At 69.0% G+C, this 23,591-nt stretch carries 20 protein-coding genes, 1 pseudogene and 1 riboswitch; of the genes and pseudogenes, 10 read left to right on the forward strand and 11 right to left on the reverse strand.

What is annotated here, in order from left to right:
- Positions 1-204: 204 nt before the first annotated feature.
- The 3 genes from def (at position 205) to MMA15_RS19340 (ending at position 2,607) form a co-directional block, all read left to right on the forward strand.
- Positions 205-864 (forward strand): peptide deformylase, encoded by a 660-nt coding sequence (gene def, locus MMA15_RS19330; protein ID WP_241061405.1) that lies wholly within the window; start codon positions 205-207, stop codon positions 862-864.
- A gap of 399 nt (positions 865-1,263) precedes the next feature.
- A complete protein-coding gene (locus MMA15_RS19335; protein WP_241061406.1) occupies positions 1,264-2,013 on the forward strand; it encodes a D-Ala-D-Ala carboxypeptidase family metallohydrolase in 750 nt (249 codons plus the stop codon).
- Between the two features lie 54 nt (positions 2,014-2,067).
- Complete coding sequence (locus MMA15_RS19340) at positions 2,068-2,607, forward strand: hypothetical protein (RefSeq protein ID WP_241061407.1); 540 nt, start codon at positions 2,068-2,070, stop codon at positions 2,605-2,607.
- Between the two features lie 174 nt (positions 2,608-2,781).
- Here MMA15_RS19340 and MMA15_RS19345 read toward each other — a convergent pair whose 3' ends face one another.
- From MMA15_RS19345 to MMA15_RS19370, 6 genes are all read right to left on the reverse strand, one after another.
- Positions 2,782-3,843: a ribonucleotide-diphosphate reductase subunit beta gene (locus MMA15_RS19345; protein ID WP_241061408.1), complete on the reverse strand. Its 1,062-nt coding sequence runs from the start codon at positions 3,841-3,843 to the stop codon at positions 2,782-2,784.
- Positions 3,834-6,272, reverse strand: a complete 2,439-nt coding sequence (locus MMA15_RS19350; protein ID WP_241061409.1) for a ribonucleoside-diphosphate reductase subunit alpha — start codon at positions 6,270-6,272, stop codon at positions 3,834-3,836. Before MMA15_RS19350 ends, MMA15_RS19345 begins: the two co-directional genes overlap by 10 nt.
- Positions 6,273-6,403: 131 nt before the next feature.
- A riboswitch (cobalamin riboswitch) is annotated at positions 6,404-6,577 on the reverse strand.
- Between the two features lie 120 nt (positions 6,578-6,697).
- Positions 6,698-7,198: a GNAT family N-acetyltransferase gene (locus MMA15_RS19355; protein ID WP_241061410.1), complete on the reverse strand. Its 501-nt coding sequence runs from the start codon at positions 7,196-7,198 to the stop codon at positions 6,698-6,700.
- 100 nt (positions 7,199-7,298) lie between these two features.
- Positions 7,299-8,918, reverse strand: a complete 1,620-nt coding sequence (gene mctP / locus MMA15_RS19360; RefSeq protein ID WP_241061411.1) for a monocarboxylate uptake permease MctP — start codon at positions 8,916-8,918, stop codon at positions 7,299-7,301.
- Positions 8,915-9,289 (reverse strand): DUF3311 domain-containing protein, encoded by a 375-nt coding sequence (locus MMA15_RS19365; RefSeq protein WP_308290568.1) that lies wholly within the window; start codon positions 9,287-9,289, stop codon positions 8,915-8,917. Before MMA15_RS19365 ends, mctP begins: the two co-directional genes overlap by 4 nt.
- A gap of 279 nt (positions 9,290-9,568) precedes the next feature.
- Positions 9,569-10,363 carry a GntR family transcriptional regulator gene (locus MMA15_RS19370; RefSeq protein ID WP_241061412.1) on the reverse strand — a complete coding sequence of 265 codons (795 nt, stop codon included), beginning with the start codon at positions 10,361-10,363 and terminating at the stop codon, positions 9,569-9,571.
- 330 nt (positions 10,364-10,693) lie between these two features.
- Between MMA15_RS19370 and MMA15_RS19375 the strand changes: the two genes are divergently transcribed.
- The 6 genes and pseudogenes from MMA15_RS19375 to MMA15_RS19400 all read left to right on the forward strand — a co-directional run bounded on the left by MMA15_RS19375 (position 10,694) and on the right by MMA15_RS19400 (position 19,068).
- Entirely contained in the window at positions 10,694-11,962 is a 1,269-nt protein-coding gene (locus MMA15_RS19375; protein WP_241061413.1) for an extracellular solute-binding protein, read from the forward strand.
- Positions 11,963-12,081: 119 nt separating this feature from the next.
- Positions 12,082-13,134, forward strand: coding sequence for a carbohydrate ABC transporter permease (locus MMA15_RS19380; protein ID WP_241061414.1), 1,053 nt, complete (start codon positions 12,082-12,084; stop codon positions 13,132-13,134).
- 131 nt (positions 13,135-13,265) lie between these two features.
- Positions 13,266-14,090 carry a carbohydrate ABC transporter permease gene (locus MMA15_RS19385; RefSeq protein ID WP_241063302.1) on the forward strand — a complete coding sequence of 275 codons (825 nt, stop codon included), beginning with the start codon at positions 13,266-13,268 and terminating at the stop codon, positions 14,088-14,090.
- A gap of 272 nt (positions 14,091-14,362) precedes the next feature.
- On the forward strand, positions 14,363-16,048 hold the full coding sequence (locus MMA15_RS19390) for a glycoside hydrolase family 3 N-terminal domain-containing protein (protein ID WP_241061415.1): 1,686 nt from the start codon (positions 14,363-14,365) through the stop codon (positions 16,046-16,048).
- Positions 16,049-16,103: 55 nt separating this feature from the next.
- Positions 16,104-17,205, forward strand: a pseudogene (locus MMA15_RS19395) (SIS domain-containing protein).
- A 381-nt stretch (positions 17,206-17,586) separates the two neighbouring features.
- Complete coding sequence (locus tag MMA15_RS19400) at positions 17,587-19,068, forward strand: sensor histidine kinase (protein ID WP_241063303.1); 1,482 nt, start codon at positions 17,587-17,589, stop codon at positions 19,066-19,068.
- A 161-nt stretch (positions 19,069-19,229) separates the two neighbouring features.
- On the opposite strand, the gene MMA15_RS19405 is transcribed toward MMA15_RS19400, so the two are convergent.
- Positions 19,230-19,493 (reverse strand): WhiB family transcriptional regulator, encoded by a 264-nt coding sequence (locus tag MMA15_RS19405; RefSeq protein ID WP_016469673.1) that lies wholly within the window; start codon positions 19,491-19,493, stop codon positions 19,230-19,232.
- A gap of 313 nt (positions 19,494-19,806) precedes the next feature.
- Positions 19,807-20,775: a diacylglycerol/lipid kinase family protein gene (locus MMA15_RS19410; RefSeq protein ID WP_241061416.1), complete on the reverse strand. Its 969-nt coding sequence runs from the start codon at positions 20,773-20,775 to the stop codon at positions 19,807-19,809.
- Between the two features lie 79 nt (positions 20,776-20,854).
- Between MMA15_RS19410 and MMA15_RS19415 the strand changes: the two genes are divergently transcribed.
- Positions 20,855-21,277, forward strand: coding sequence for a hypothetical protein (locus MMA15_RS19415; RefSeq protein WP_241061417.1), 423 nt, complete (start codon positions 20,855-20,857; stop codon positions 21,275-21,277).
- Positions 21,278-21,320: 43 nt separating this feature from the next.
- On the opposite strand, the gene MMA15_RS19420 is transcribed toward MMA15_RS19415, so the two are convergent.
- The 3 genes from MMA15_RS19420 to MMA15_RS19430 all read right to left on the reverse strand — a co-directional run bounded on the left by MMA15_RS19420 (position 21,321) and on the right by MMA15_RS19430 (position 23,584).
- Positions 21,321-22,328: an RNA polymerase sigma factor SigF gene (locus MMA15_RS19420; RefSeq protein WP_241061418.1), complete on the reverse strand. Its 1,008-nt coding sequence runs from the start codon at positions 22,326-22,328 to the stop codon at positions 21,321-21,323.
- Complete coding sequence (locus tag MMA15_RS19425; RefSeq protein WP_055486106.1) at positions 22,325-22,747, reverse strand: ATP-binding protein; 423 nt, start codon at positions 22,745-22,747, stop codon at positions 22,325-22,327. Before MMA15_RS19425 ends, MMA15_RS19420 begins: the two co-directional genes overlap by 4 nt.
- Positions 22,748-23,014: 267 nt before the next feature.
- A complete protein-coding gene (locus MMA15_RS19430; RefSeq protein ID WP_241061419.1) occupies positions 23,015-23,584 on the reverse strand; it encodes a GNAT family N-acetyltransferase in 570 nt (189 codons plus the stop codon).
- Between the last annotated feature and the right edge of the window lie 7 nt (positions 23,585-23,591).

Consider the following 23,591-nt stretch of genomic DNA (forward strand, 5'->3'; position numbering starts at 1 on the left):
CGGGCCTGTTGGGAGACGGCCTGTCGGGAGACGTCTGCCGGGACGGTGGCGCCGGGTTTCTTTCGAACCTGACGCGTCCCGTTCGAACCTGACAGAACGGGCTCGAACCCGACGGCCCGGCCCCGGCGCTCCCGGACGACGGCACCGCACCTCCGGCTACGCTGTGGGGCGACGGTTCACGTGGCGAGGAAGGCAAGCGGCGGAATGGCGCGACAGCAGCAGGAGATCAGCGGGGAGTCCGTGACGGGTGGCACCGGCACCGCCGGGTCCGGCTTCGTGGACGACACCAGGGACTGCGAGGCGCGCGAGACCGCCCACCGTGAGCGTGGCACCGCACGCCCGATCACCGTCGTGGGGAACCCGGTGCTGCACAAGGAGTGCAAGGACGTCACCTCCTTCGACGACGAACTCGCCTCTCTCATCGACGACATGTTCGCCAGCCAGCGTGCCGCGGAGGGCGTCGGCCTCGCGGCGAACCAGATCGGCGTCGATCTGAAGGTCTTCGTCTACGACTGCATGGACGACGAGGGAGTGCGCCACGTCGGCGCGGTCTGCAACCCGGTACTCGACGAACTCCCCGCCTCCCGCCGCAGCCTGGACGACTCCAACGAAGGCTGTCTGTCGGTGCCCGGCGCCTATGAGGCGCTCGCGCGCCCCGACTACGCGGTGGTGCGCGGGCAGGACGCCGAGGGCAAGCCCATCGCCGTTGAGGGCACCGGCTACTTCGCCCGCTGCCTCCAGCACGAGACGGACCACCTGTACGGCTACCTCTATATCGACCGGCTCTCGAAGCGTGAGCGGAAGGACGCTCTCCGGCAGATGGCGGAGGGCACTCCGAGATATGAGACCGTGCCCAACGACTGAGACGCAGCGGGGCGTTGGGGCGCGTACGGCCCTCGCCGCGGTCCAGCCGCGGTTCCGGCCACCCCCGGGTCCCGCAAGCGGAATCGGGACCGTGCGCCGGGCCTCCGCCGCGCGATCCCCGTTCGGGGTGCGGTCGAGGCGCAGGGACTTCGCTCACGCATCACGCGTGGCGGCCTCCAAACATGACAGACATAACGTGTCACGGGCGACCGCCGCCCGGTGCCGATGGTGCCGGGCGGCGGTCGTTCCGTTCTCCGGGGGCTCCGGCCTGCACGGATGCGCGCCAGGGGAGTTCGGAGTCCAGTGGCCTCGTCCATTGGCACTTTTTGACAGTTGTTGACGCGTTCTCTTTGTCACGACAAGCTCTGTTGCCACTCCCCACAAAATATGGAGGCCACCATGCCCCGACGTGCGGTAAGAGCCGTACTGGCGCTTGTCATGGTCGCGGCAGCAGTCCTGGTGGGCACGGCAGTGGCGACCGCCGGGCCCGCAGCCCCCACGGACGGCTGCTTCACCTGGAACCGCGACCTCGCCGAGGGCGCTTCCGGGGACGACGTCAAGCAGCTCCAGGTCCGGATCTCCGGATACCCGGCGAGCGGTGAAGTCATCTCCGTCGACGGCAAGTTCGGCCCGGCCACCAAGGCCGCCGTCTCCCGCTTCCAGAAGGCGTACGGAATCAGCGAGACCGGCAAGGCCGACGCGGCCACGTACAAGAAGATCTACGAGTTGCAGGACGACGACTGCACGCCTGCCCACTTCTCCTACGCGGAGTTGAACAACTGCAACTCCGACTGGAGCGGCGGAGCCGTCAGCGCCTCGGAGGCCAAGGCCAACGCCCTGCGCACCATGTGGAAGCTGGAGGCCATGCGGCACGCCATGGGCGACAAGCCGCTCCGCGTCACCAGCGGTTTCCGCTCCAAGGCCTGCAACGACCAGGTGGGCGGCGCTCCTTCGAGCCGTCATCTCTTCGGTGACTCGGCCGACCTCGGCGCAGGGGCGCACTCGCTGTGCGCCATGGCCAAGGAAGCGCGCAACCGCGGGTTCCACGGCATTCTCGGGCCGGGCTTCCCCGCCCACGACGACCACACCCACGTGGACCACCGTTCAAGCAAGTACTGGGACGCGCCTGACTGCGGCGTCACCAACTGACCCGGCACCACATCTGCTCGGCACAGCTTGACTCAGGAAGGAAACCAACCCCCCATGAACCGAAAGATCGCTCTGCGGACGGCCGTCGGCGCCTCGGCGATGGCACTCGCGATCTTCTCCACCGCATATGTGGCGGAGGCGACCACAGACGAGCCCGCGAAGGCCAAGGAAGCCGCTCCGCTCGCGAAGATGAGCCACTCCGCGGCTGCGAAGAAGCTGGGTGACGCCGGCATCGGCATCACCTCCAGCGGCGGCTGCTCCGACCGCAACAACTCAAGCTGCACCTCGCTGGACCAGGTCAACTCGGCGACGATCGACGGTGCGATCACCCTCAAGGGCGCCAGCAAGTGCGACCTGACGGTCACCGGCGGCACCGAGACGGGCCACGCCAGCGGCACCTACAGCCACTGGAACGGCTACAAGCTGGACTTCCACATGACGGGCTGCCTCAGCAGCTACGTCAAGAACACCTTCACCTCCATCGGTGGCAACAAGTGGAAGTCCGGGTCGGGGAACATCTACTTCGACGAGGGCAACCACTGGGACGTCACGTTCCACAACTGCGGCGGCTGCCTGAGCGGCGGCAAGGGCTGAGCGAGCCGGACGAACAGCCAAGGACTCATGACGGACGGCTGACGGGGCCGGGTCGGTAGGTCCGGGGGGCCGCGCGGGGAGCGCGGCCCCCTTGCTGTTCCCGTACTCCCAAGCGGATAGGGCGAGTTGCCGGGAGGCCGTCTGAAGGGACCGGCCCGGCCAGGCCAGGCGCCGTCAGAAGTCGTCGTCGAAGGCGACCGAGCCCTCCACGGCGACCTGATAGGCGGAGGCTCGCCGTTCGAAGAAGTTGGTCAGCTCCTGCACGTTCTGAAGCTCCATGAACGAGAACGGATTCCTGGCGCCGTAGCGGGCGGGGAAGCCCAGCCGGACGAGCCGCTGATCGGCGACGGCACGCAGATACTGCTCCATCGACTCGGTGTTCATCCCGGGCAGCCCCTCGCCGCAGAGGTCGCGGGCGAATTGCAGTTCCGCCTCGACTGCCTCCTCCAGCATCTCCGTCACCTCCTTCTCCAGCTCCTCGTCGAAGAGTTCGGGCTCCTCCTCGCGGACGGTGTCCACGACGTCGAAGGCGAAGGACATGTGCATCGACTCGTCGCGGAACACCCAGTTGGTGCCGGTCGCCAGCCCGTGCAGCAGGCCGCGTGAGCGGAACCAGTAGACGTAGGCGAACGCACCGTAGAAGAACAGCCCCTCGATGCAGGCGGCGAAGCAGATGAGGTTGAGCAGGAAGCGCCGCCTGTCCGAGCGGCTCTCCAGCCGCTCGATCCGCTCCTCGCCCTCGCCCTCCTCCAGGGCCGCCATCCAGCGGAAGCAGAACTGTGCCTTCTCCCTGATGGACGGGATGTTCTCGACGGCCGCGAACGCCTCCGCACGCTCGTCCACATCGGGCAGATACGTATCCAGCAGCGTCAAGTAGAACTGGACGTGCACCGCCTCCTCGAAGAGCTGCCTGGAGAGATACAGGCGCGCCTCCGGGGAGTTGATGTGCTTGTAGAGGGAGAGCACGAGATTGTTCGCCACGATCGAGTCACCCGTGGCGAAGAAGGCCACGAGGCGGCTGATCATGTGCTGTTCGCCGGGCGTGAGCTTGGCGAGGTCGGCGATGTCGGAGTGGAGGTCGACCTCCTCGACGGTCCAGGTGTTCTTGATGGCGTCGCGGTAGCGGTCGTAGAAGCCGGGATAGCGCATCGGCCGCAGGGTCAGCTCGAAGCCGGGGTCGAGCAGATTCCCCGCGCGGCCGCCGTCGGTGTTCTTGGCGCTGGTCGTCACTGGCATGCCTCGCAGGACTCGGGGTTCTCCAGGGAGCAGGTGGCGGCGTCGGCGCCATGCGGGGGCGGCACGGACGCGTGCGGGGGCTCGGCGTCCGCCGAAGCAGCGGCAGCCCCCGCCGTCGCCGTTGCCGCCGCTGCGCCCGCGGCCCGTGCGATGCGCGTCGCCGGCCGCGAACGCAGGTAGTACGTCGTCTTGATGCCGCTCTTCCATGCGTAGGCGTACATCGAGCTGAGCTTGCCGATCGTCGGCGCCGCCATGAACAGGTTCAGCGACTGGCTCTGGTCGAGATACGGGGTACGGGCCGCGGCCATGTCGATCAGCGAGCGCTGAGGCAACTCCCATGCCGTACGGAAGAGTTCACGCACCTCCGCGGGGACCCGGCGGAGGTCCTGCACCGATCCGTCCGCCTCCCGCAGCTCCTCGCGAGTGCGTTCGTCCCACAGCCCGAGCCGCTTCAGCTCCGCTACGAGATAGGTGTTCACCTGGAGGAACTCGCCGCTGAGCGTCTCCCGCTTGAAGAGGTTCGAGACCTGCGGCTCGATGCACTCGCAGACGCCCGCGATGGCCGCGATCGTCGCCGTCGGCGCGACCGCCAGCAGCAGCGAATTGCGCATCCCCGTACGGCTGATGCGCTCCCGAAGGGCCGACCAGCGCTCCGGCCAGGCCGGTCGCGCCCGCGGATAGTGGTCGGGGTGCAGCACGCCGCGTGCGGTACGGGTCTCCTCCCAGGCAGGCAGCGGCCCGTGCCGCTCGGCGAGGTCCGCGCTGGCCCCGTACGCCGCGAGCATGATCCGTTCGGAGATACGGGTGGAGAGCCGCCGTGCCTCCTCCGAGTCGAAGGGCAGCCTCAGCCGGAAGAAGACGTCCTGGAGGCCCATCACCCCCAGACCGACCGGGCGCCAGCGGGAGTTGGAGCGCTCTGCCTGCTCTGTGGGATAGAAGTTGATGTCGACGACACGGTCCAGGAACGTCACCGCCGTACGCACCGTGGCGTCCAGGCGCTCCCAGTCCATAGCGCCCGACTCGCCGAGATGCGCCGCGAGATTGACCGAACCCAGATTGCAGACGGCGGTCTCGCCGTCGTCGGTGACCTCCAGGATCTCCGTGCACAGATTCGAGGAGTGCACGGTGCGGCCCGGCTTCGCCGTCTGATTCGCCGTGCGGTTGGCGGTGTCCTTGAAGGTCATCCAGCCGTTGCCCGTCTGGGCGAGGGTGCGCATCATGCGCGCGTACAGGCGGCGGGCGGGCACCCGGCGCACCGCACGGCCGTCCGCCTCCGCCCTGCGGTAGGCGTCGTCGAACTCCCCGCCCCAGAGGTCCGCCAGCTCCGGCACGTCGACGGGCGAGAAGAGCGACCAGTCGGCGTCCGCCTCCACGCGGCGCATGAACTCGTCCGGAATCCAGTGCGCGAGATTGAGGTTGTGGGTGCGCCGGGCCTCCTCGCCGGTGTTGTCGCGCAGTTCCAGGAACTCCTCCACGTCCGCGTGCCAGGTCTCCAGATAGACGCAGGCGGCGCCCTTGCGACGGCCGCCCTGGTTCACGGCGGCCACCGAGGAGTCCAGAGTGCGAAGGAACGGCACGATGCCGCCCGAGTGCCCGTTCGTGCCCCGGATCAGCGAACCGCGGGCACGGATACGGGAGTAGGACAGGCCGATGCCGCCCGCGTGCTTCGACAGCCGCGCCACCTGCTTGTAGCGGTCGTAGATCGAGTCCAGCTCGTCCTTCGGCGAGTCCAGCAGATAGCAGGACGACATCTGGGCGTGCCGCGTACCGGAGTTGAAGAGCGTGGGGGAGGAGGGGAGATAGGCCAGCGAACTCGTCAGCCCGTACAACTCCGCGACCTCGTCCGCCGCCTGTGCGGAGTCGCCGTCGGCGAGCCCGCAGGCGACGCGCAGCAGGAAGTGCTGCGGCGTCTCGATCACCCGGCGCGTCGTGGGATGGCGCAGCAGATACCGCGAATGCACCGTCCGCAGCCCGAAGTAGCCGAAGCGGTCGTCCGCTCCCGATTCGACCGCCTCCTCCACGAGGGCGTCGAGGCGGGCCGCGTGGGTCCGTACGAACGCGGCCGTACGGTCCGCGATCAGGCCCTCGCGGTGCCCCGTGGCGATGGAGGACGAGAAGGACGACGCGCCCTGGCCGCGGGCCTCTTCGCGGATGGCGAGCGTGAGCAGCCGGGCCGCCAGCCGCGAGTAGGCGGGCTCCTCGCCGATCAGCCCGGCGGCCTCCTCCGCGGCGAGCGACCTCGACTCGGCCTCGTCTGCGTCCTGTCGGCGTCCGCGCAGCACAGCTCCGGCGACCCGCCGGGGATCGGTGCCGGGAAGATCGGCGGCCAGCTCGGTCAGGGTGTGCAGCAGCGCGCCGTCCTCGGCGGGCTGCCCGGATACGTGAGGCGGCGCGGCGGAGCCGGGTGGCGATGCGGGTGCGATGGTCACGGGATGTGCTCTCCCTCGCTCGGGTCAGGTCACCGGTCACCGGGGGAGCGCACAGGCGGGCGCGCGGGCATGCCGCATCGCTCAGCGGCATGCCTTGCGGCGTCCACCGGCCCAACCCTCGGGACCCGGACGTCTGTCGACACGGCCGGCAGGCACTCGGACTCGCGACGAGGCGGCGGTGCCGCCCGTCATGGCGGGGCCATGGAGGGCAGCGAAGCACCACATCGCACACCGTTGCGGGACAGTTCCGGATTCACACCGGATTCCCCTGCGCGGCAGCGAGCACGAGCATACATCTAGTAGTGGAGAGCGCCAGTCGCCCCCACATATTGTGTCGACCGGTTCTGCTCTTTGGACTGGTTCGCAACTCGGTCCGCGGGCCGCCTGGTTGGCGACCGCGCGCTTCACCCGCGGTCGGCCCCGGCTCACAGTTCGAGCGCGTACGCCCGCAGCGCCATGCTCGGAAGCGGTTCCCAGTCCCTCTCCGGTATGCGTACGAAGCCCAGCCGCGCGTACAGCCTGTGCGCCGACGTCATCCGCTCGTGGCTGCACAGCAGCAGCCGTCTCAGGCCCCGTTCACGCGCCCGCTCGACGCATGCCCGCACCAGGGCCTCGCCCGCCCCGCGACCGCGCCCCTCGGCCCGTACCGCGAGCATCCTGAACTCGCCCTCGCCCGGGCCCGCGATGTCCGCGTACTCCCCGCCGTCGCCGACGAAGGCCACCGCGCCGAGCACTCGCTCCGACGCGGCCTCCGCGGCGACCAGCACCTCCGTGTGCAGTGCACGGCGCCGGGCCGCCCGCAGTGTGTCCAGATACGGGTCGTCCTCGCCGAAGTCCAGCAGCCCGTCCCGTAGATACGCCTCCGCGGTCAGCTCGCCGACCTCGTCCAGCTCCTCGTCGCGAGCCGGTCTGATCGTGATGTCCATGGAACGAGCATGCCTCGCCCCACTGACAATCGGGTGTCAGTGGGGCGAGGCATGCGATCGTGCGCAGTCCGGACTGTGCGGAGGGAGGGCTCCCGCTCTCTCAGTGCGCGCCGGTCGGCGCGGGCAACTCCTCCTGTACGCCCGGGTCTCCGACGTCCGCCGTGTAGTCCGAGGGACGCGTCTCGTCGACTCCGTCCGGTGCCTTCACGGCCCTCAGTACGAAGGTGAGCACCACCGTGACCACCGCGTTGAGCACGAACGCGGTCAGGCCGATGTACCCGATCTCCCCGATGCCGGGGATCACGTCGTTGCTGCCGCCGAAGTGCTTCTGCACCGGCGAGGAGACGCCGTACGCCGTGACCGTTCCGTAGACCATGCCGACGGCCCAGCCGGCCAGCAGCGCCCACCGGTGGAACCAGCGGGTGAAGAGCCCGCCCACGAGCGACGGGAACGTCTGGAGGATCCAGATGCCGCCCAGGAGCTGGAAGTTGATCGCGACCGTCTTGTCCATCCCGAGGACGAAGATCAGGGCGCCGACCTTCACCAGCAGCGACGTGATCTTGGAGACCTTGGTCTCCTGCTCGGGGGTCGCATCGGGGCGGAGGAAGTCCTTGTAGATGTTCCTGGTGAAGAGGTTCGCGGCCGCGATCGACATGATGGCCGCCGGTACGAGCGCGCCGATGCCGATGGCGGCGAAGGCGACGCCCGCGAACCAGCTCGGGAACATGTTCTCGAAGAGCTGCGGGATCGCGAGCTGCCCGTTCTTCACCTTGATGCCCGCCGCGATGGCCATGAAGCCCAGCAGTGCGAGCATGCCCAGCATCAGCGAGTACAGCGGCAGGATCGTGGTGTTCCGACGGATCACGTTGCGGCTGCCGCTGGAGAGCGTCGCCGTGATCGAGTGCGGATACATGAAGAGCGCCAGCGCGGAGCCGAAGGCGAGCGTCGCGTACGCCCACTGGTTGGGCGAGCTGGTGACGACCTCGCCCTTCGGCTTGCCCGTGGCCGGGTTGGTCTGCGACAGGGCGTCGCCGGCCTTGGCGAACACGTCGTCGAAACCGCCCAGTTTGAACGGGATGTAGATGATCGCCACCGCGATGACGATGTAGATCAGCGTGTCCTTGACGAAGGCGATCAGCGCCGGCGCCCGCAGCCCGGAGGAGTAGGTGTACGCCGCCAGCACCGCGAAGGCGATCAGCAGCGGCAGGTCCTTGATGAACCAGTGCGTCGACTCGCCGCCGCCGATGCCCATGACGTCCAGCACCGACTGGATGCCGACGAGTTGCAGCGCGATGTACGGCATCGTCGCGAGGATGCCCGTCACGGCGACCGCCAGCGCCAGCGACTTGGAGCCGAACCGGCCGCGCACGAAGTCCGACGTCGTCACGTACCCGTGCCGGTGCGAGACCGACCACAGCCGCGGCAGGAACGTGAAGATCAGCGGGTAGACGAGGATCGTGTACGGGACGGCGAAGAAGCCCGCGGCGCCCGCCGCGTAGATCGCCGCCGGAACCGCCACGAAGGTGTACGCCGTGTACAGGTCGCCGCCGAGCAGGAACCAGGTGACCCAGGTGCCGAAGCTCCGTCCGCCCAGGCCCCATTCGTCGAGGCTGTCGGCGTTCTCGGCCTTGCGCCAGCGTGCCGCGAGAAAGCCCATCGCCGTGACGAGCACGAAGAAGAAGACGAAGACGGCCAGCGCCACTCCGTTGACCCCGCTCATCGGGCACCGTCCTCTCCGCCGTCGGCGTCGCTTCCGTCTGCCGCGTCCGCCGCTTCGGTTCCGTCGGCCGCGCTTGCCGCGCCGGCCCCTCCGGTTCCGGCCGCGGCTCGCCGCCTCGCCTCGTCACGCTGGACGAGCTTGTACGCGACCACCGTCATCACGGCCGAGACCAGCACCCACAGCATCTGGTACCAGTAGAAGAACGGCAGCCCGCCGAGCGTGGGTTCGGTACGCGAGTACGAGCTGACCCACATCAGCGCGACGAACGGCAGGAAGAGGCACACTCCGACGGCCACCCGCAGCGGCGTGACCACGGGCGAGTGCGACGGCGACTGCGTCGCGGTCTCAGGTGTTTCGGGTGGCGCTGGCATGCCTCAACTCCGTCCGTCGGGTAACTCCTGTCGAGACGCGCAGGAAATCTAAACGAGCGCTTCGCACTCCGTCACTACCTGCACGGATAACGGAACGGCACCTTTTGTGCGGGAGGCGGCGGCGGTTGCCGCGGACGGCGCTAAAGCAGGCGCCGAGGCAAGCGATTTCGTAGCGTTCCGTGCCGTGAAGAGCGGTACGCACGGAATGCGAACCGAGCCGCGTTCGAGCCGTAAAGAGCGGTGCGAGGTCTATGTGCCCTACGGGGGCTATGACACCCGTCAGCCGTTGTGTCCGTGATGCGGGCGCTGGAGATTGGCGACGAACTTGTAGCGGTCCCCCCGGTAGACCGAGCGCACCCACTCCACCGGCTCCCCGTCGGTGTCGAGCGAGTGCCGCGAGAGCATCAGCATCGGCAGGCCCACGTCCGTGCCGAGCAGCCCGGCCTCCCGGGGAGTGGCGAGCGAGGTCTCGATGGTCTCCTCGGCCTCCGCGAGGTGGACGCCGTACACCTCCGCGAGTGCCGTGTAGAGCGAGGTGTACTTCACGAGGCTGCGCCGCAGCGCCGGGAAACGCCGCTGTGAGAGATGGGTCGTCTCGATCGCCATCGGCTCCCCGCTGGCGAGACGCAGCCGCTCGATGCGCAGCACGCGCCCGCCCGCGGGTATGTCGAGGGCGTCGGCGAGGCGGTCGTCGGCGGTGACATAGCCGATGTCGAGCAACTGCGACGTCGGTTCCAGGCCCTGTGCGCGCATGTCCTCGGTGTACGAGGTGAGTTGGAGGGCCTGGGAGACCTTCGGCTTGGCGACGAAGGTGCCCTTGCCCTGAATGCGCTCCAGCCGTCCCTCGACGACGAGTTCCTGCAGGGCCTGGCGCACGGTCGTGCGCGAGGTGTCGAACTCGGTGGCCAGAGTGCGCTCCGGCGGGACGGGAGTGCCGGGCGGCATCGTCTCCGTCATCTCCAGCAAGTGCCGCTTGAGCCGGTAGTACTTGGGCACGCGCGTGGTCCGCGCGCCGTTGCCGTTTCCGGACTCCGGTTCCGCCGCGGCTGTGACCGCGCCCCCGTCCGTGCTCATGGCTTGCCTTCCCGCTCGAGTCGTGCTGCCGTCACCGGCTTCCTCCGTGCGCAGGCGATGCGTGGCGCCTTGTGCGCGGCTTCGGTCACGGCACCGGATGCGGCGGCGTCTTGGGAGGTGCTGCGCTCTCCGGCCGCCGTTCCGGCTGTACTTCGCGGCTCACATCGTGGCACGGGGTCGGGCTCTCGGGACTCCCGCGCCCAGATGTCGTTCCGATAACGGAACCCCCGGCTTGGTTTCTGCACCGTTGACACCCTTATAGGTCTAGGCCAAGCTGCGAACTGGTCTAAACCATTAGACCAGTTCAAGCAGTCCGTTGGGGAGGATGCCGTGAGACGAGGACTCGTCGCCGCGACCGTGATCGCGGCTCTGACGGCGGGTGTTGCCGCCTGCGGGCCGGGCGGTGAGGGCAAGTCCGGTGCCGACGGCTTCAAGGGGCAGACGCTGACGCTCTGGGCCATGGACGGCTCGACGCCCGAGAAGTGGCAGAAGGACGTGAAGGCGGCCTTCGAGAAGAAGACCGGCGCCAAGCTGAAGCTCGAAGTGCAGCAGTGGAACGGCATCCAGCAGAAGTTGACCACCGCGCTCTCCGAACCCGAGCCGCCGGACGTCGTGGAGGTCGGGAACACCCAGACACCCGCGTACGCGAAGACCGGCGGCCTCGCCGATCTGAGCGATCTGAGGAAGACGATCGGCAAGGACTGGACGGAGTCCGTCAACAAGTCGGCCGTCTACGGCGGCAAGCAGTACGCGGCCCCCTGGTACACGGTCAACCGCACCGTCATCTACAACAAGCGGATCTGGGCGGAGGCGGGCGTCGACAAGACCCCGAAGACCCGCGCCGAGTTCTTCGACGCCCTCGACGCCATCAAGCGGAAGACCGACGCCGAACCGCTCTATCTCCCCGGCCAGAACTGGTACTTCTTCGACGGCCTCCTCATCGGCGAGCACGCAGACCTCGTCAGGAAGCAGGGCGGCAAGTGGGTGTCCGACCTCTCGAACCCCAAGGTCGGCGCCGCCATGAGGACCTATGAGAAGTACGCGTCGTACTCGAAGGCGCCCAAGGACAAGGACGAGGCGACACCGCAGCAGGCCGAGGTCTTCGCCAAGGGCAAGACGGGCGCCTTCATCGGGCTCGGCTGGGAGGCGGCGACCGCGATCAAGGCCAATCCGAAGATCGAGAAGGACATCGGGTACTTCACCATCCCAGGTGAGAAGGCCGGCAAGCCCGAGGGCGTCTTCCTCGGCGGCTCCAATCTGGCCGTCGCCGCGGGCAGCGAGAAGCAGGAACTCGCAAGGGAGTTCCTCAAGATCGCGCTGTCCGACGAGTTCGAGGGCGCGCTCGCCGAGGAGGGCGGCGTCATCCCCAACAAGGAGTCCCTCCAGAAGAAGGTCGAGGGCAACCCGGCCGCCGAGACCGCCGCACCCGCCGTCGCCGGCGGCGGACTGACGCCGCTCATCCCGCAGTGGGCGGCCGTGGAGAACCCGCCCAACCCCGTCAAGCGCTATATGACGGCCGTGCTCAAGGGGAAGTCGCACGCCGCCGCTGCCGCCTCCGTCGAGGACGAGTTCAACAAGAGGCTGTCGCAGAAGCAGTGACGTCCCGCCGGGCTGCCGGGGTGCAGGCAGTCGTGTTGCCGGAGGGGGTGGCACGACTGCCGGCACACCGGCAGCCCGGGCCCGGGCTCTACGACCGACTGAGCCGAGCTGGAGCAGAGATGTCAGTGCGAACCCATGACACGCCGCAGGCGGAGCGGGGCACGCCGTCCGCCACGTCCAACGGCGGCCCGCAGAGCAGCCGTCCGCAGAGCAGCGGCGCGAGAGTCCGCGGCAAGGGCGACGCCGACGGCAGGGGCGGACGCAGAGGCGGGAGCGACGGCGGCGGCACACGCGCCCTTCCGTATCTGCTGCTGCTCCCCGCGCTCGCGGCCACCGCAGTGCTGCTGGGCTGGCCGCTGCTGATGAACGGCCTGCTGTCCTTCCAGAACCTCAACATGACGCAGCTCATCCAGCACGTCACCGAGTGGGCCGGGTGGGACAACTACCGAACGACGCTGGGCAGTTCGGACTTCTGGCGGGTCACCCTGCGGTCGGTGCTCTTCACCGCCGCCAACGTCGTGATGATCATGGTGTTCGGCACCCTTACCGGACTGCTGCTCGCCAGACTCGGACCGCGCATGCGGCTGCTGCTCTGCGCGGGCCTCGTACTGGCCTGGGCGATGCCCGTCATCGCCGCGACGACCGTCTACCAGTGGCTGTTCGCACAGCGCTTCGGCGTCGTCAACTGGGTGCTCGACGCCCTGGGCTGGCACTCCATGGCGGGCTTCAACTGGACCGGCGGACAGCTCTCCACGTTCTTCGTCATCTCGCTGCTCCTCGTGTGGACGTCGGTGCCGTTCGTCGCGATCAACCTCTACGCCGCGACGACCACGATCCCCGGAGAGCTCTACGAGGCGGCGGCACTGGACGGCGCGGGCGCCGCGCAGAGCTTCGCCACGGTGACGCTGCCGTTCCTCAAGCCGTTCCTGCTGGTGACGACGTTCCTCGAAGTGATCTGGATATTCAAGGCGTTCCCGCACGTCTTCGCCGTCAACGAGGGCGGCCCCGACCGTCTCACCGAGACCCTGCCCGTCTACGCCTTCGTAGAGGGCGTGGGCAACCAGCACTACGGCACGGGCGCGGCCGTCTCCGTCCTCACGATCGTGATCCTGCTGGCGCTGATGTCGTACTACCTGCGCGCGGTGATGCGCCAAGAGGAGGGCGAGAAGTGAAAGCCGCCGACGCGGTGGAGAGCCGCAACCCGGTGAACCACGAAGGTGCGTCGCAGACCGGGGGTTCGGTGAACGCCGGGGGCGCGGCGAGGCCGGCACCGGCGTCCGCGCCCGCGCGGACGGGCGGGCGCATGCGCGTCTGGGCCGGCCTCTGGCCGAACGCGACCGCACTCGTGCTCTTCGCGTTCTTCGTCTTCCCCGTGTACTGGATGTTCAACACGGCGTTCAAACCGGACCGGGACGTCCTCAGCGACACCCCGGTCTGGTTCCCGTCACGTCCCACGCTCGACCACTTCGCCACCGCGGTCCAGGCCGACAACTTCCTCACGCTGGTGCGCAATTCGGTCACCGTGACGCTGCTCGCCGTCGGATTCGCGCTGCTCGTCGCGCTCTTCGCCGCGTTCGCTCTCGCGCGCATGCGCTTCGCGGGACGCAGAAGCATCGTGCTGATCTTCATGATCGCGCAGATGGCGCCCTGGGAGGTCATGGTCATCGCCGTCTATATGACCGTGCGCGACGCGGAGATGCTCGACAGCCTCGTACCGCTCACGCTCTTCTACACCGCGATGGTGCTGCCGCTGACGGTGCTGACGCTGCGCGGCTACGTCGCCGCCGTACCGAAGGAACTGGAGGAGTCGGCGATGGTGGACGGCTGCGGACGCGCACAGGCGTTCCGCAGGGTGATCTTCCCGCTGCTCGCCCCCGGGCTCATGGCCACCTCGCTCTTCGGATTCATCACCGCCTGGAACGAGTTCCCGATGGTGCTCATCCTCAACAAGGACGCGGGAGCCCAGACCCTTCCGCTGTGGCTGTCGGGATTCCAGACGGCGTTCGGGGACGACTGGGGCGCCACCATGGCCGCCGCGTCCCTGTTCGCGCTGCCCGTACTGCTGCTCTTCCTCTACTTGCAGCGGAAGGCCGTCAGCGGGCTCACGGCCGGTGCCGTGAAGGGATAGGCCGTACCTACCCGGAACCGGTCCCGGACCCCGGCCCCGGCCCACGGCGCAGGGCCGTACGGCGTCAACTCCCGGGCACACGACGAGCGGAGGGCGATCCGCAAGGCAGACGAACCGCGGGCAAGCCGATCAGGCATACCCCACAAGCCTCGCAAGCCTCGCAAGCAACGAGTCACAAGCACCAGCCTCAAGCACGCGCGCCACACGAGCCTCAGCACGAGCCACGACCGATCTACCGGCAAAGGGCCTCCAGCGAAGGGACAATGCGCCACATGACCACGCTCGCCACCGGCACCGAGAGCCTCACCCGCGACGCCCTCACCGTGCTCCAGCCCGGCTTCACCGGCACCAGCGCCCCCGACTGGCTGCTGCGGCAGCTCGCCGAAGGGCTCACCTCCGTGGGCCTGTTCGGGCGGAACATCGAATCGCCGGAGCAGCTCGCCGCGCTCACCGCCCAACTCCGCGAGGTACGGCCCGAGGTGCTGGTCGCGATCGACGAGGAGGGCGGCGACGTGACTCGCCTGGAGGCCCGCACCGGCTCGTCCTTCCCAGGGAACCTCGCCCTCGGTCACGTCGACGACACCGGTCTCACGCGTGCGGTGGCCGGTGAACTCGGCCGCAGGCTGGCCGCGTGCGGCGTCAACCTCAACTGGGCCCCGTCCGCCGACGTCAACTCCAACCCCGACAACCCCGTCATCGGAGTCCGCTCCTTCGGCGACGACCCGCGGCTCGTGGCCCGGCACACCGTGGCGTACGTGGAGGGACTACAGGCGGCGGGCGTCGCGGCCTGCGTGAAGCACTTCCCCGGGCACGGCGACACCGCGGTCGACTCCCACCACGCCCTGCCCCGCATCGACGCGGACATGGACACGCTGCGCGAGCGTGAACTCGTCCCGTTCCAGGCGGCGATCGACGCCGGTACCAAGGGCGTGATGAGCGCGCACATCCTGCTGCCCGCCCTGGACGAGGCACTGCCCGGCACGCTCAGCCCGGCGGCCCTCATGGGTCTGCTACGCGCGTCACGTGAGGACGGCGGCCTCGGCCACACCGGTCTGATCGTCACCGACGGCATGGAGATGCAGGCCATCTCCGGCACCTACGGCCTGGAGCGCGGCAGCGTGCTCGCCGTCGCGGCCGGGGCCGACGCCCTGTGTGTCGGCGGGGGACTGTCCGACGAGGAGACGGTCCTGCGGCTGCGCGACGCACTCGTAAAGGCAGTGCGGGACGGCGAGTTGACGGAGCAGCGCCTCGCGGACGCCGCGGCACGCGTACGGGCGCTCGCGCGCTGGACGAGGAACGCGCGCACGGCGGCGGAGGCCCCCGCACCCCCGGCTGCACACCGCGCCTCCGGCAGCGCCCCCGACGTGGGCCTCGAAGCCGCCCGCCGTGCCCTGACCGTCACCGTCCCGCAGGCGGACCCCGGCAAGGAGACGTCCGGCGGCGAGACGCCCGGCCACGGATCATCCGGCGGCGGCGCCCGTCGAGCCCGGCAGCCGCTCACCGAGCCCCCGTTCGTCGCCTCGTTCACCCCGGCCGCGAACATCGCCGTAGGCGGGGAGACCCCCTGGGGAGTCGCCGCCGAACTCGCACGGCTGCTGCCGGGCACGGCCGCCGGAACATACGGACCCGACGGCGGCGAAGGCGAAAGCAGCACGGGCAGCACGGGCACCACGGGCGGCACGGCCGCCACAGGCGGTGAGTCCGCACTGGTCGCAAGCGTGCTCGCCGATGCGGCGGACCGTAGGATCGTCGCCGTGGTACGCGACGTGCACCGTCATCCGTGGATGGCCGACGCCCTGGAGGCCCTGCTCGCCGCACGCCCGGAGACCGTCGTGGTCGAGATGGGAGTGCCGCAGGCGCCGCCCTCGGGAGCGCTGCACATCGCCACCCATGGAGCCGCTCGCGTATGCGGACGGGCCGCCGCCGAGGTCATCGCCGGTGAGGCCGCAGGCGGCTGACGTCCCGCGGCACGTGCCCGCCCACACCCCGACACCTCAACTGGAGGCAGCCACCATGTCCGCCACGTCGGCACCGACCCCCGAGCAGTCTTCGTCGACGGAACGGACCGGCAGCGCGCCGGGCCGCGTGATGTCCGGCGAGATGGCCGAAACAGCCGGCCGTGCTGCGGCGCATCCTCGACGAGGGGGCGCCGCGGATCCGTGAGATCGCCCAGGAGGTCGCCGCCCGCAGCCCCCGCTTCGTACTGCTGACGGCGCGCGGCACGTCCGACAACGCCGCGCTCTACGCGAAGTATCTGCTGGAGATCCTGCTGGGCAAGCCGTGCGGACTGACGTCGATGTCCACGACCACCGCCTACGGTGCAAGGCCGGATCTCACCGACTGCCTCGTCGTCACCGTCAGCCAGTCGGGAGGCTCCCCCGACCTCGTGGCCTCTACGAAGGCGGCACGCGAGGCGGGCGCCCTCACCCTGGCGGTCACGAACAACTCCGCGTCGCCGCTGGCGGAGGTCAGCGAGTACCACATCGATGTGCTGGCCGGTACGGAGAAGGCGCTGCCCGCGACGAAGACGTACACCGCCGAACTCCTCGCCCTGTACCTCTTCGTGGACGGCATGCGCGGCGGCCAGGGCGCCGGCAAGGCCGAACTGCTCCCGGATCTGGCCCAGTCGGTGCTGGACCGCCAGCCTGAGATCAAGGCGCTCGCCGCGCGCTACCGCTTCGCCGAGCGGATGGTGCTGACCTCACGCGGATACGGCTATCCCACGGCGAAGGAGGCGGCGCTGAAGCTGATGGAGACCAGCTACATCCCCGCGCTGTCGTACTCGGGCGCCGATCTGCTGCACGGCCCGCTCGCCATGGTCGACAACATCTCGCCCGTGATCGCCGTCGTCACGGACGGCAAGGGCGGCGAGGCGCTCCAGCCCGTCCTCGGACGGCTGCGCGACCGGGGCGCCGACCTGGTGGTCATCGGCAGCCGCGAGGAGGTCGACAGGGCGTCGGCCGGTTTCGCGCTGCCAACCGAGGGTCTGCCGGAGGAACTTCAGCCGATCCTGGAGATCATTCCCCTCCAGATGCTGGCCTACGAGGTCACCATCGCGCGGGGCCAGGACCCGGATTCACCCCGCGCGCTGGCGAAGGTGACCGAGACCCGCTGAGACCGCCCGCGGGGACCGCCCGGCCGGATACGACGGGCGGCGGGCCCACACACGTCGGGCCACGGCGCCGGGGCGGGACCCTCAACCCGCCCGGCACCGCAGCCCGATGCCGGAGACCCGGCGCAATCAGGGCAGACGACGTCCGGGCCTCTCTCTGTCCTCCTGTGCGGGGAGGACAGAAGCCTTTGTTACTACGGGTTCATTGTGGACTAGACCACCTTGTCTGTCCATGCCATGCCTGTTTTTCATCACGAGACGACGAAGTCGGGGCCTCTTCGGCTACGGATTCCGTCGTGTCCGTACACCGTCCGTGGGCGGCCCCGCGAAGGCGGTCCCGGCCGCCCGTTCACGTCCGCCGGTAGGCTCGCCGGTGTGCCCTCGATGAACGACCTCGTACGCCAGCACACGGCCCTCTCGGACGCCGATCTGGAGTGGCTGCATCTGCTGATCTCCGAATGGCAGCTCCTGTCGGACCTCTCCTTCGCGGATCTCGTGCTGTGGGTCCCCACGCGTGACGGCACTCGCTACGTCTCCGTCGCACAGATGCGGCCGAACACCGGGCCCACGTCCCACCAGGACGACATGGTCGGCCACCTCGTGCCGCGCGGCAGGCGCCCCCTGCTGGACGCCGCGCTCGACGAGGGCAGGATCGTGCGCGAGGGCGACCCCGAGTGGCGCGAGGAGGTGCCGGTACGGGTCGAGTCGATCCCGGTGTGCCGCGAGGGCCGCGTCCTCGGCGTCATCGCCCGCAACACCAACCTGCTGACCGTACGCACCCCGAGCCGGCTCGAACTCACGTATCTCCAGAGCGCGTCGGACCTCGCACAGATGATCGCGGCGGGCTCCTTCCCCTTCCTGGGGCAGCAGCTCGACATCGATCACCTTCCCCGCGTCGGCGACGGCCTGATCCGGCTCGACTCCGACGGCGTCGTCCAGTACGCAAGCCCCAACGCCCTCTCCGCGTACCACCGCCTCGGTCTCGCCACCGAGATCGTGGGGCTCCACCTCGGCCAGGTCACCGCCGAACTGGCGCCCTCGCGCGCCCCGGTCGACGAGGCACTGGTGAAGCTCGCCAGCGGATGGGCACCGCGCGGCGCCGAAGTAGAGGCCAACGACTGCGTCGTACAGCTTCGCGCCATCCCGCTCGAACCGAAGGGCACCCGCATCGGTTCGCTCATCCTGCTGCGCGACATCACCGAAGTACGGCGGCGCGAGCGGGAGTTGATGACGAAGGACGCGACGATCCGGGAGATCCACCACCGGGTCAAGAACAACCTTCAGACGGTAGCCGCACTGCTGCGTCTCCAGGCCCGCCGCATGGACTCCGACCGCGGCCGCGACGCGCTCAACGAGGCGGTGCGCAGGGTCGGTTCGATCGCCATCGTGCACGAGACGCTTTCGCAGACCCTGGACGAGAGCGTCGAGTTCGACGAGATCGCCGACCGCGTGCTGGCGATGGTGGCGGAGATCTCACCCGGCCGTGTCACCGGCCATCGCACGGGCCACTTCGGGGTGTTGGAGGCCGAGGTCGCCACACCGCTGTCCATGGTCCTCACGGAGGTCCTCCAGAACGCCCTGGAACACGGCTTCGGCCAGGGCGAACAGGGCACCGTCGAGGTCGGCGCCGTACGTACGGCAGGGAAGGGCAAACAGCCGGGCAGGCTGCTGGTCACGGTCCAGGACGACGGGCGAGGCCTGCCCGAGGACTTCGACCCCAAGCACACGGGCAACCTGGGCTTGCAGATCGTACGGACGCTTGTGGAGGGCGAGTTGGGCGGCGAGTTCGACATGGTGCCAGCGCCCTCGGGCGGCACCCGTGTGGTCTTCGACCTTCCCGTCTCCGTGGAGAAGCGCGAACGCTGACGCCCGGCGATCTCGCCGTCCCGGAACGGACCTGTCCCGGAACGGACTTCGAGCCCCGCTCCTGTGGGAACGGGGCTCGAAGTCTGTGTGAACGCGGTGCGCTTCGTGGCACTGCGCGCTGCGGCTCGGGATGCAGCGGGTGGCCGGTGTGGGCGTCAGTCTCAGGCGGTCGCGGCGTTGTTCCGCGCCCGGTTGCGAGCGGCGCGGCGCTTCATGGCGCGGCGCTCGTCCTCGCTGAGGCCCCCCCAGACACCGGAGTCCTGACCGGACTCCAGGGCCCACTGCAGGCACTGCTCCATGACGGGGCAGCGACGGCAGACGGCCTTCGCTTCCTCGATCTGCAGCAGCGCAGGACCAGTGTTGCCGATGGGGAAGAACAGCTCGGGGTCTTCCTCGCGGCAAACGGCGTGGTGACGCCAGTCCATGGCTGCTACCTCTCCTCGTGAGTTGCATTGGCTTGTGAATGTGAACGCTTTCACGAATCCTCCCGCAAGGGAAGGGGTGCCGATCGACTGTGATGCGGGTCCCAGTGGAATGAGAGAGAGGATTCGGGCGCCTAGGGGGCCGCCGTGAGGGGCCGCCCGATCGCCATGAAGAGACTCGCAAACCTCAGCGGCGGATACAACCCCTTCCGCCAAGTTTTTTTTGATTCCTTGGTGTCGCATCACTCACAGTCGTACTTCCAGGGGGTGGACCCTGGTTTAAACGTTCGACTGGAAGGACTTTTAGGGCTTCGACTTAAGCAATCACACGCAGTGCACGGCGTACGCCTGTGAAGTTCACGCTGTTCCGCACTCCCAGGTGGTCACCGTCCATCTGAAACGGCAGTGGCACCTGGGAATGCAAGGTGAAGTCACTTACGTCATGGAGGGTTACCGCGTGTTTACCCCGGGGCCCGCGCTTGGGGCTGGAGGTCAGTAGCTGGGTCCCGTACCGGCTCATCGCCAGCGGGGTCAGACGGGAGAGTCCCAGCACGTCGAGGGCGGTGTCGAAGGACGCATGGGGCGTCGCGTACACGGGCCGGTTGCCCAGATAGGTCCACGGGGAGGTGTTGCAGACGATCGACGCCACAAGCTCGTCGACGGGCTCCTCGCCCTCTCGCTCCAGCGTGATCGTCCCGCCTCTGCGGTGCTGTTCCTTCGCGAACTGCTTCAACACCTGCCGTACGTACAGGGCATGAGTGGATCGCTTGCCCGTCTCCCGCTTCTGTTCGACGCGGCCCACCACGCCCGCGTCGAAGCCGAGGCCAGCGCAGAAGGTGAACCAGCGCGGCCGGACGCCGGCGTCGTCGGTGCCCGGCACACCCGAGGCGAGGCCGAGACCGACGGTGCGTTCACGGCCGTGCTCGATGGCGTCGAGCAGCGCGCCGGTCGCCTCGACCGCGTGGTTGGGCAGGCCCAGCGCACGGGCGAAGACGTTCGTGGAGCCGCCGGGCACCACCGCGACGCGGGGAAGCCGCTCCGGATCGGGGCCGTCGTGCAGCAGGCCGTTGACGATCTCGTTGACGGTGCCGTCGCCGCCGAGCGCGATCACCAGCTCGGTCTCGCCGTTCTGCGCCGCCAGCCGCGCCAGTTCACGGGCGTGGCCGCGCGACTCGGTCGCCACCACGTCCAGCTTGAGGTCGCTCGCGAGCGCGTGCGTGATCACTTCACGGGTCCGCAGGCTGGTAGTGGTCGCCACCGGATTGACGACGAGGAGTGCGCGCATGGGGTGCAGCGTACCTATCCGGAGGCCGTGGTCAGCCGGGGTTGGAGAGGTACGCGGGCGTAGGACTACGCTCTTCACCGTGCCCACACCGAACGAGACCCCCGCCTCCGCCGGCCGTCCACGACGGATCACGGCAGCCGCTTCGCTGACCGCCCTCGAAGGGCTCGTCGTCGCCGCCTTCGGTGTCGTGTCACTGGTGAAGCTCGTGACCGACAAGCCGGACGGGATGGTGCAGGCGGTCACGTTGGCGGTGACCGTACTGGCGCTGTCCGCGCTGCCGTTGGCCGCCGCGCGTGGGCTGTGGCTGCGCAGGCGCTGGAGCCGGGGCCCGTCGATGATCGTGCAGTTGATCGCGCTGCCGAGCGGCTACCAGATGGCGCAGAACGGCGGGGTGTGGACCGCGGCGGGCATCGTCATCGCGCTGACGGGAGTGGCGGTGCTCGGCTGCCTGGTGAATCCCACCGCGACCGAGGCGCTGGGGATCGGGCCGCGCGACGCATGACGCGGAGCACCGCCCGGCCGTCACGGGCTCGGGCGGTGCCGGATCACTCCTCGACGAGGAGCCTGTCGCGAAGCTGCGCCAACGTCCTTGCCAGCAGGCGCGATACGTGCATCTGAGAGATGCCGACCTCCTGCGCGATCTGCGACTGCGTCATGTTGCCGAAGAAACGCAGCAGCAGGATCTTCTTCTCCCTGGGCGGGAGTTCCTCCAGCAGTGGCTTGAGGGACTCGCGGTACTCCACGCCTTCCAGGGCGTCGTCCTCCGCGCCGAGGGTGTCCGCGACGGCGGGCGACTCGTCGTCCGTGTCGGGCACGTCGAGGGAGAGAGTGCTGTAGGCGTTGGCGGACTCCAGGCCCTCCAGCACCTCCTCCTCGGAGATCGACAGCCGCTGTGCCAGTTCGTGCACCGTCGGGGCCCTGCCGTGCAGTTGGGACAGCTCGGCCGTCGCCGACGTGAGCGACAGACGCAGCTCCTGGAGGCGGCGCGGGACGCGTACCGCCCAGCCCTTGTCGCGGAAGTGCCGCTTGATCTCGCCGACGACGGTGGGAGTGGCGTAAGTCGAGAACTCCACGCCGCGCTCCGGGTCGAAGCGGTCGACGGACTTGATCAGACCGATCGTCGCGACCTGGGTGAGGTCGTCGAGAGGTTCGCCGCGGTTGCGGAAGCGGCGCGCCAGATGCTCCACCAGCGGCAGATGCATCCGCACCAGGTGGTTGCGGAGTTCGGCGCGCTCGGGGGAGCCGTCGGGGAGGCCGCGCAGCGCGATGAACATGGCACGCGCTCCGCTGCGGTCGTGCGGATCGAAGTGCGCGAACTGCGCAGCCCGTGCCGTACGCGCGCCGTGCTGGCCGGACCCGTGCTCGAGTCCGTGCGCGGTGCCGTGTCCGTGCGTCTCCTGCTGCTGCATGTCCATCGCGTCCGCCCGCTCTGCCTGCTCCGGTCGCTGACTGCTGGGGTCGGCGGGGTGCGGCCTGGCCTGCTCAGGCACGACCGGGTCGGCCGCCGCACCGACGCGGCCTGCCCAGTGCTCCCGTGCCTCGTGGTCGGTCACGGCGCTCCGGGGCCCGCACCGCGCTTCTTGTGCAGGCTGATGCTGACCGTACGGTCGTCGGACACCGCCGAGTCCACTTCACCGGCCAGGGCGGAGAGCACCGTCCAGGCGAAGGTGTCGCGCTCGGGTGCCCTGCCGTCGGTCGTGGGTGCCGAGACGGTGACCCTGAGGGAATCGCCGACGAGACGGAAGACGCAGCTCAGTACCGAGCCCGGCAGGGCCTGCTGGAGCAGGATCGCGCATGCCTCGTCGACGGCGATCCGCAGATCCTCGATCTCGTCAAGGGTGAAGTCCAAGCGGGCCGCGAGTCCGGCAGTGGCCGTCCGCAACACCGACAGATAGGCACCCGCCGCGGGCAGCCGGACCTCGACGAAGTCCTGCCCGTCCTGCCCCACGGGCTCACCTGCGATCTGGGACACCCTCACCTCCAAGGTGGCACAAGCCGGTTCGGCTCGTTGTCTGTACGAGTGCGTCGGTCTGCCGCGCAGTCCGTGGATCCCCTCCACGGAGAACCGGCGGACTGACGCCGTCGATGGTTCGCCTGCGACGCTATCGCGATCCGCGAGCGGATGTCGCCCGCACGGATCTACGACGACCCCACGGCGCCCCATCACTTGAGCGTCACCCATAGTAAACATATGGGCACTGTCTGTGGCTAGGGGTCGGAGGTTCCGAATCCGAAGTGGTTACGCTGCGTTGCCGTTTGCCAGCTTCCTCAGTGGTGCCCCGGACATGCGGAAGACCGTCCAATCCTCCATCGGTTCGGCGCCGAGCGATCTGTAGAAACCGATTGAGGGCTCGTTCCAGTCCAATACCCACCACTCGAAGCGTTCATAACCCCGCTCGACACAGATTCCGGCAAGGGCTGAAAGCAGTTGCTTCCCGTGCCCGGCGCCCCGGGCCGACGGCCGGACGTACAGGTCCTCCAGATACACACCGTGAGTGCCGGTCCATGTGGAGAAGTTGAGGAACCACAGAGCGAAACCGACGGGCTCACTCTCCGTGTTCCTCTTTGTGTCCTCAGCTGTGCCCTCAGCCGTGCCCTTCGAGGCGCCCTCCGCGGCGTCCCCTGATCCGTCCCCCGATGTGTCCTCCTCGGCGATCAGAACGAAGACCGCGGGGTGCTCGCCGAAGAGCGCGTCGTGCAACTGGCGTTCGGTGGCCCTGGCATGCTCCAACGCCCGCTCGTACTCGGCGAGTTCGCGGATCATCGCGTGGATCGCCGGTACGTCGGACGGCACCGCTGCTCTGATCATGCGTCCA

Origin of the sequence: Streptomyces marispadix, assembly GCF_022524345.1 — a bacterium.
Lineage (GTDB): Bacteria > Actinomycetota > Actinomycetes > Streptomycetales > Streptomycetaceae > Streptomyces > Streptomyces marispadix.

What these genes read in the sequence shown, in the direction of transcription:
- MMA15_RS19400 (WP_241063303.1), top strand. Translation starts at nt 17,587, where the DNA reads ATGAACGACCTCGTACGCCAGCACACGGCCCTCTCGGACGCCGATCTG.
- MMA15_RS19340 (WP_241061407.1), top strand. Translation starts at nt 2,068, where the DNA reads ATGAACCGAAAGATCGCTCTGCGGACGGCCGTCGGCGCCTCGGCGATG.
- MMA15_RS19410 (WP_241061416.1), bottom strand. Translation starts at nt 20,775, where the DNA reads ATGCGCGCACTCCTCGTCGTCAATCCGGTGGCGACCACTACCAGCCTG.
- MMA15_RS19430 (WP_241061419.1), bottom strand. Translation starts at nt 23,584, where the DNA reads ATGATCAGAGCAGCGGTGCCGTCCGACGTACCGGCGATCCACGCGATG.
- MMA15_RS19390 (WP_241061415.1), top strand. Translation starts at nt 14,363, where the DNA reads ATGACCACGCTCGCCACCGGCACCGAGAGCCTCACCCGCGACGCCCTC.
- MMA15_RS19355 (WP_241061410.1), bottom strand. Translation starts at nt 7,198, where the DNA reads ATGGACATCACGATCAGACCGGCTCGCGACGAGGAGCTGGACGAGGTC.
- mctP (WP_241061411.1), bottom strand. Translation starts at nt 8,918, where the DNA reads ATGAGCGGGGTCAACGGAGTGGCGCTGGCCGTCTTCGTCTTCTTCTTC.
- MMA15_RS19345 (WP_241061408.1), bottom strand. Translation starts at nt 3,843, where the DNA reads ATGCCAGTGACGACCAGCGCCAAGAACACCGACGGCGGCCGCGCGGGG.
- MMA15_RS19370 (WP_241061412.1), bottom strand. Translation starts at nt 10,363, where the DNA reads ATGAGCACGGACGGGGGCGCGGTCACAGCCGCGGCGGAACCGGAGTCC.
- def (WP_241061405.1), top strand. Translation starts at nt 205, where the DNA reads ATGGCGCGACAGCAGCAGGAGATCAGCGGGGAGTCCGTGACGGGTGGC.
- MMA15_RS19365 (WP_308290568.1), bottom strand. Translation starts at nt 9,289, where the DNA reads ATGCCAGCGCCACCCGAAACACCTGAGACCGCGACGCAGTCGCCGTCG.
- MMA15_RS19405 (WP_016469673.1), bottom strand. Translation starts at nt 19,493, where the DNA reads ATGGACTGGCGTCACCACGCCGTTTGCCGCGAGGAAGACCCCGAGCTG.
- MMA15_RS19380 (WP_241061414.1), top strand. Translation starts at nt 12,082, where the DNA reads ATGTCAGTGCGAACCCATGACACGCCGCAGGCGGAGCGGGGCACGCCG.
- MMA15_RS19385 (WP_241063302.1), top strand. Translation starts at nt 13,266, where the DNA reads ATGCGCGTCTGGGCCGGCCTCTGGCCGAACGCGACCGCACTCGTGCTC.
- MMA15_RS19335 (WP_241061406.1), top strand. Translation starts at nt 1,264, where the DNA reads ATGCCCCGACGTGCGGTAAGAGCCGTACTGGCGCTTGTCATGGTCGCG.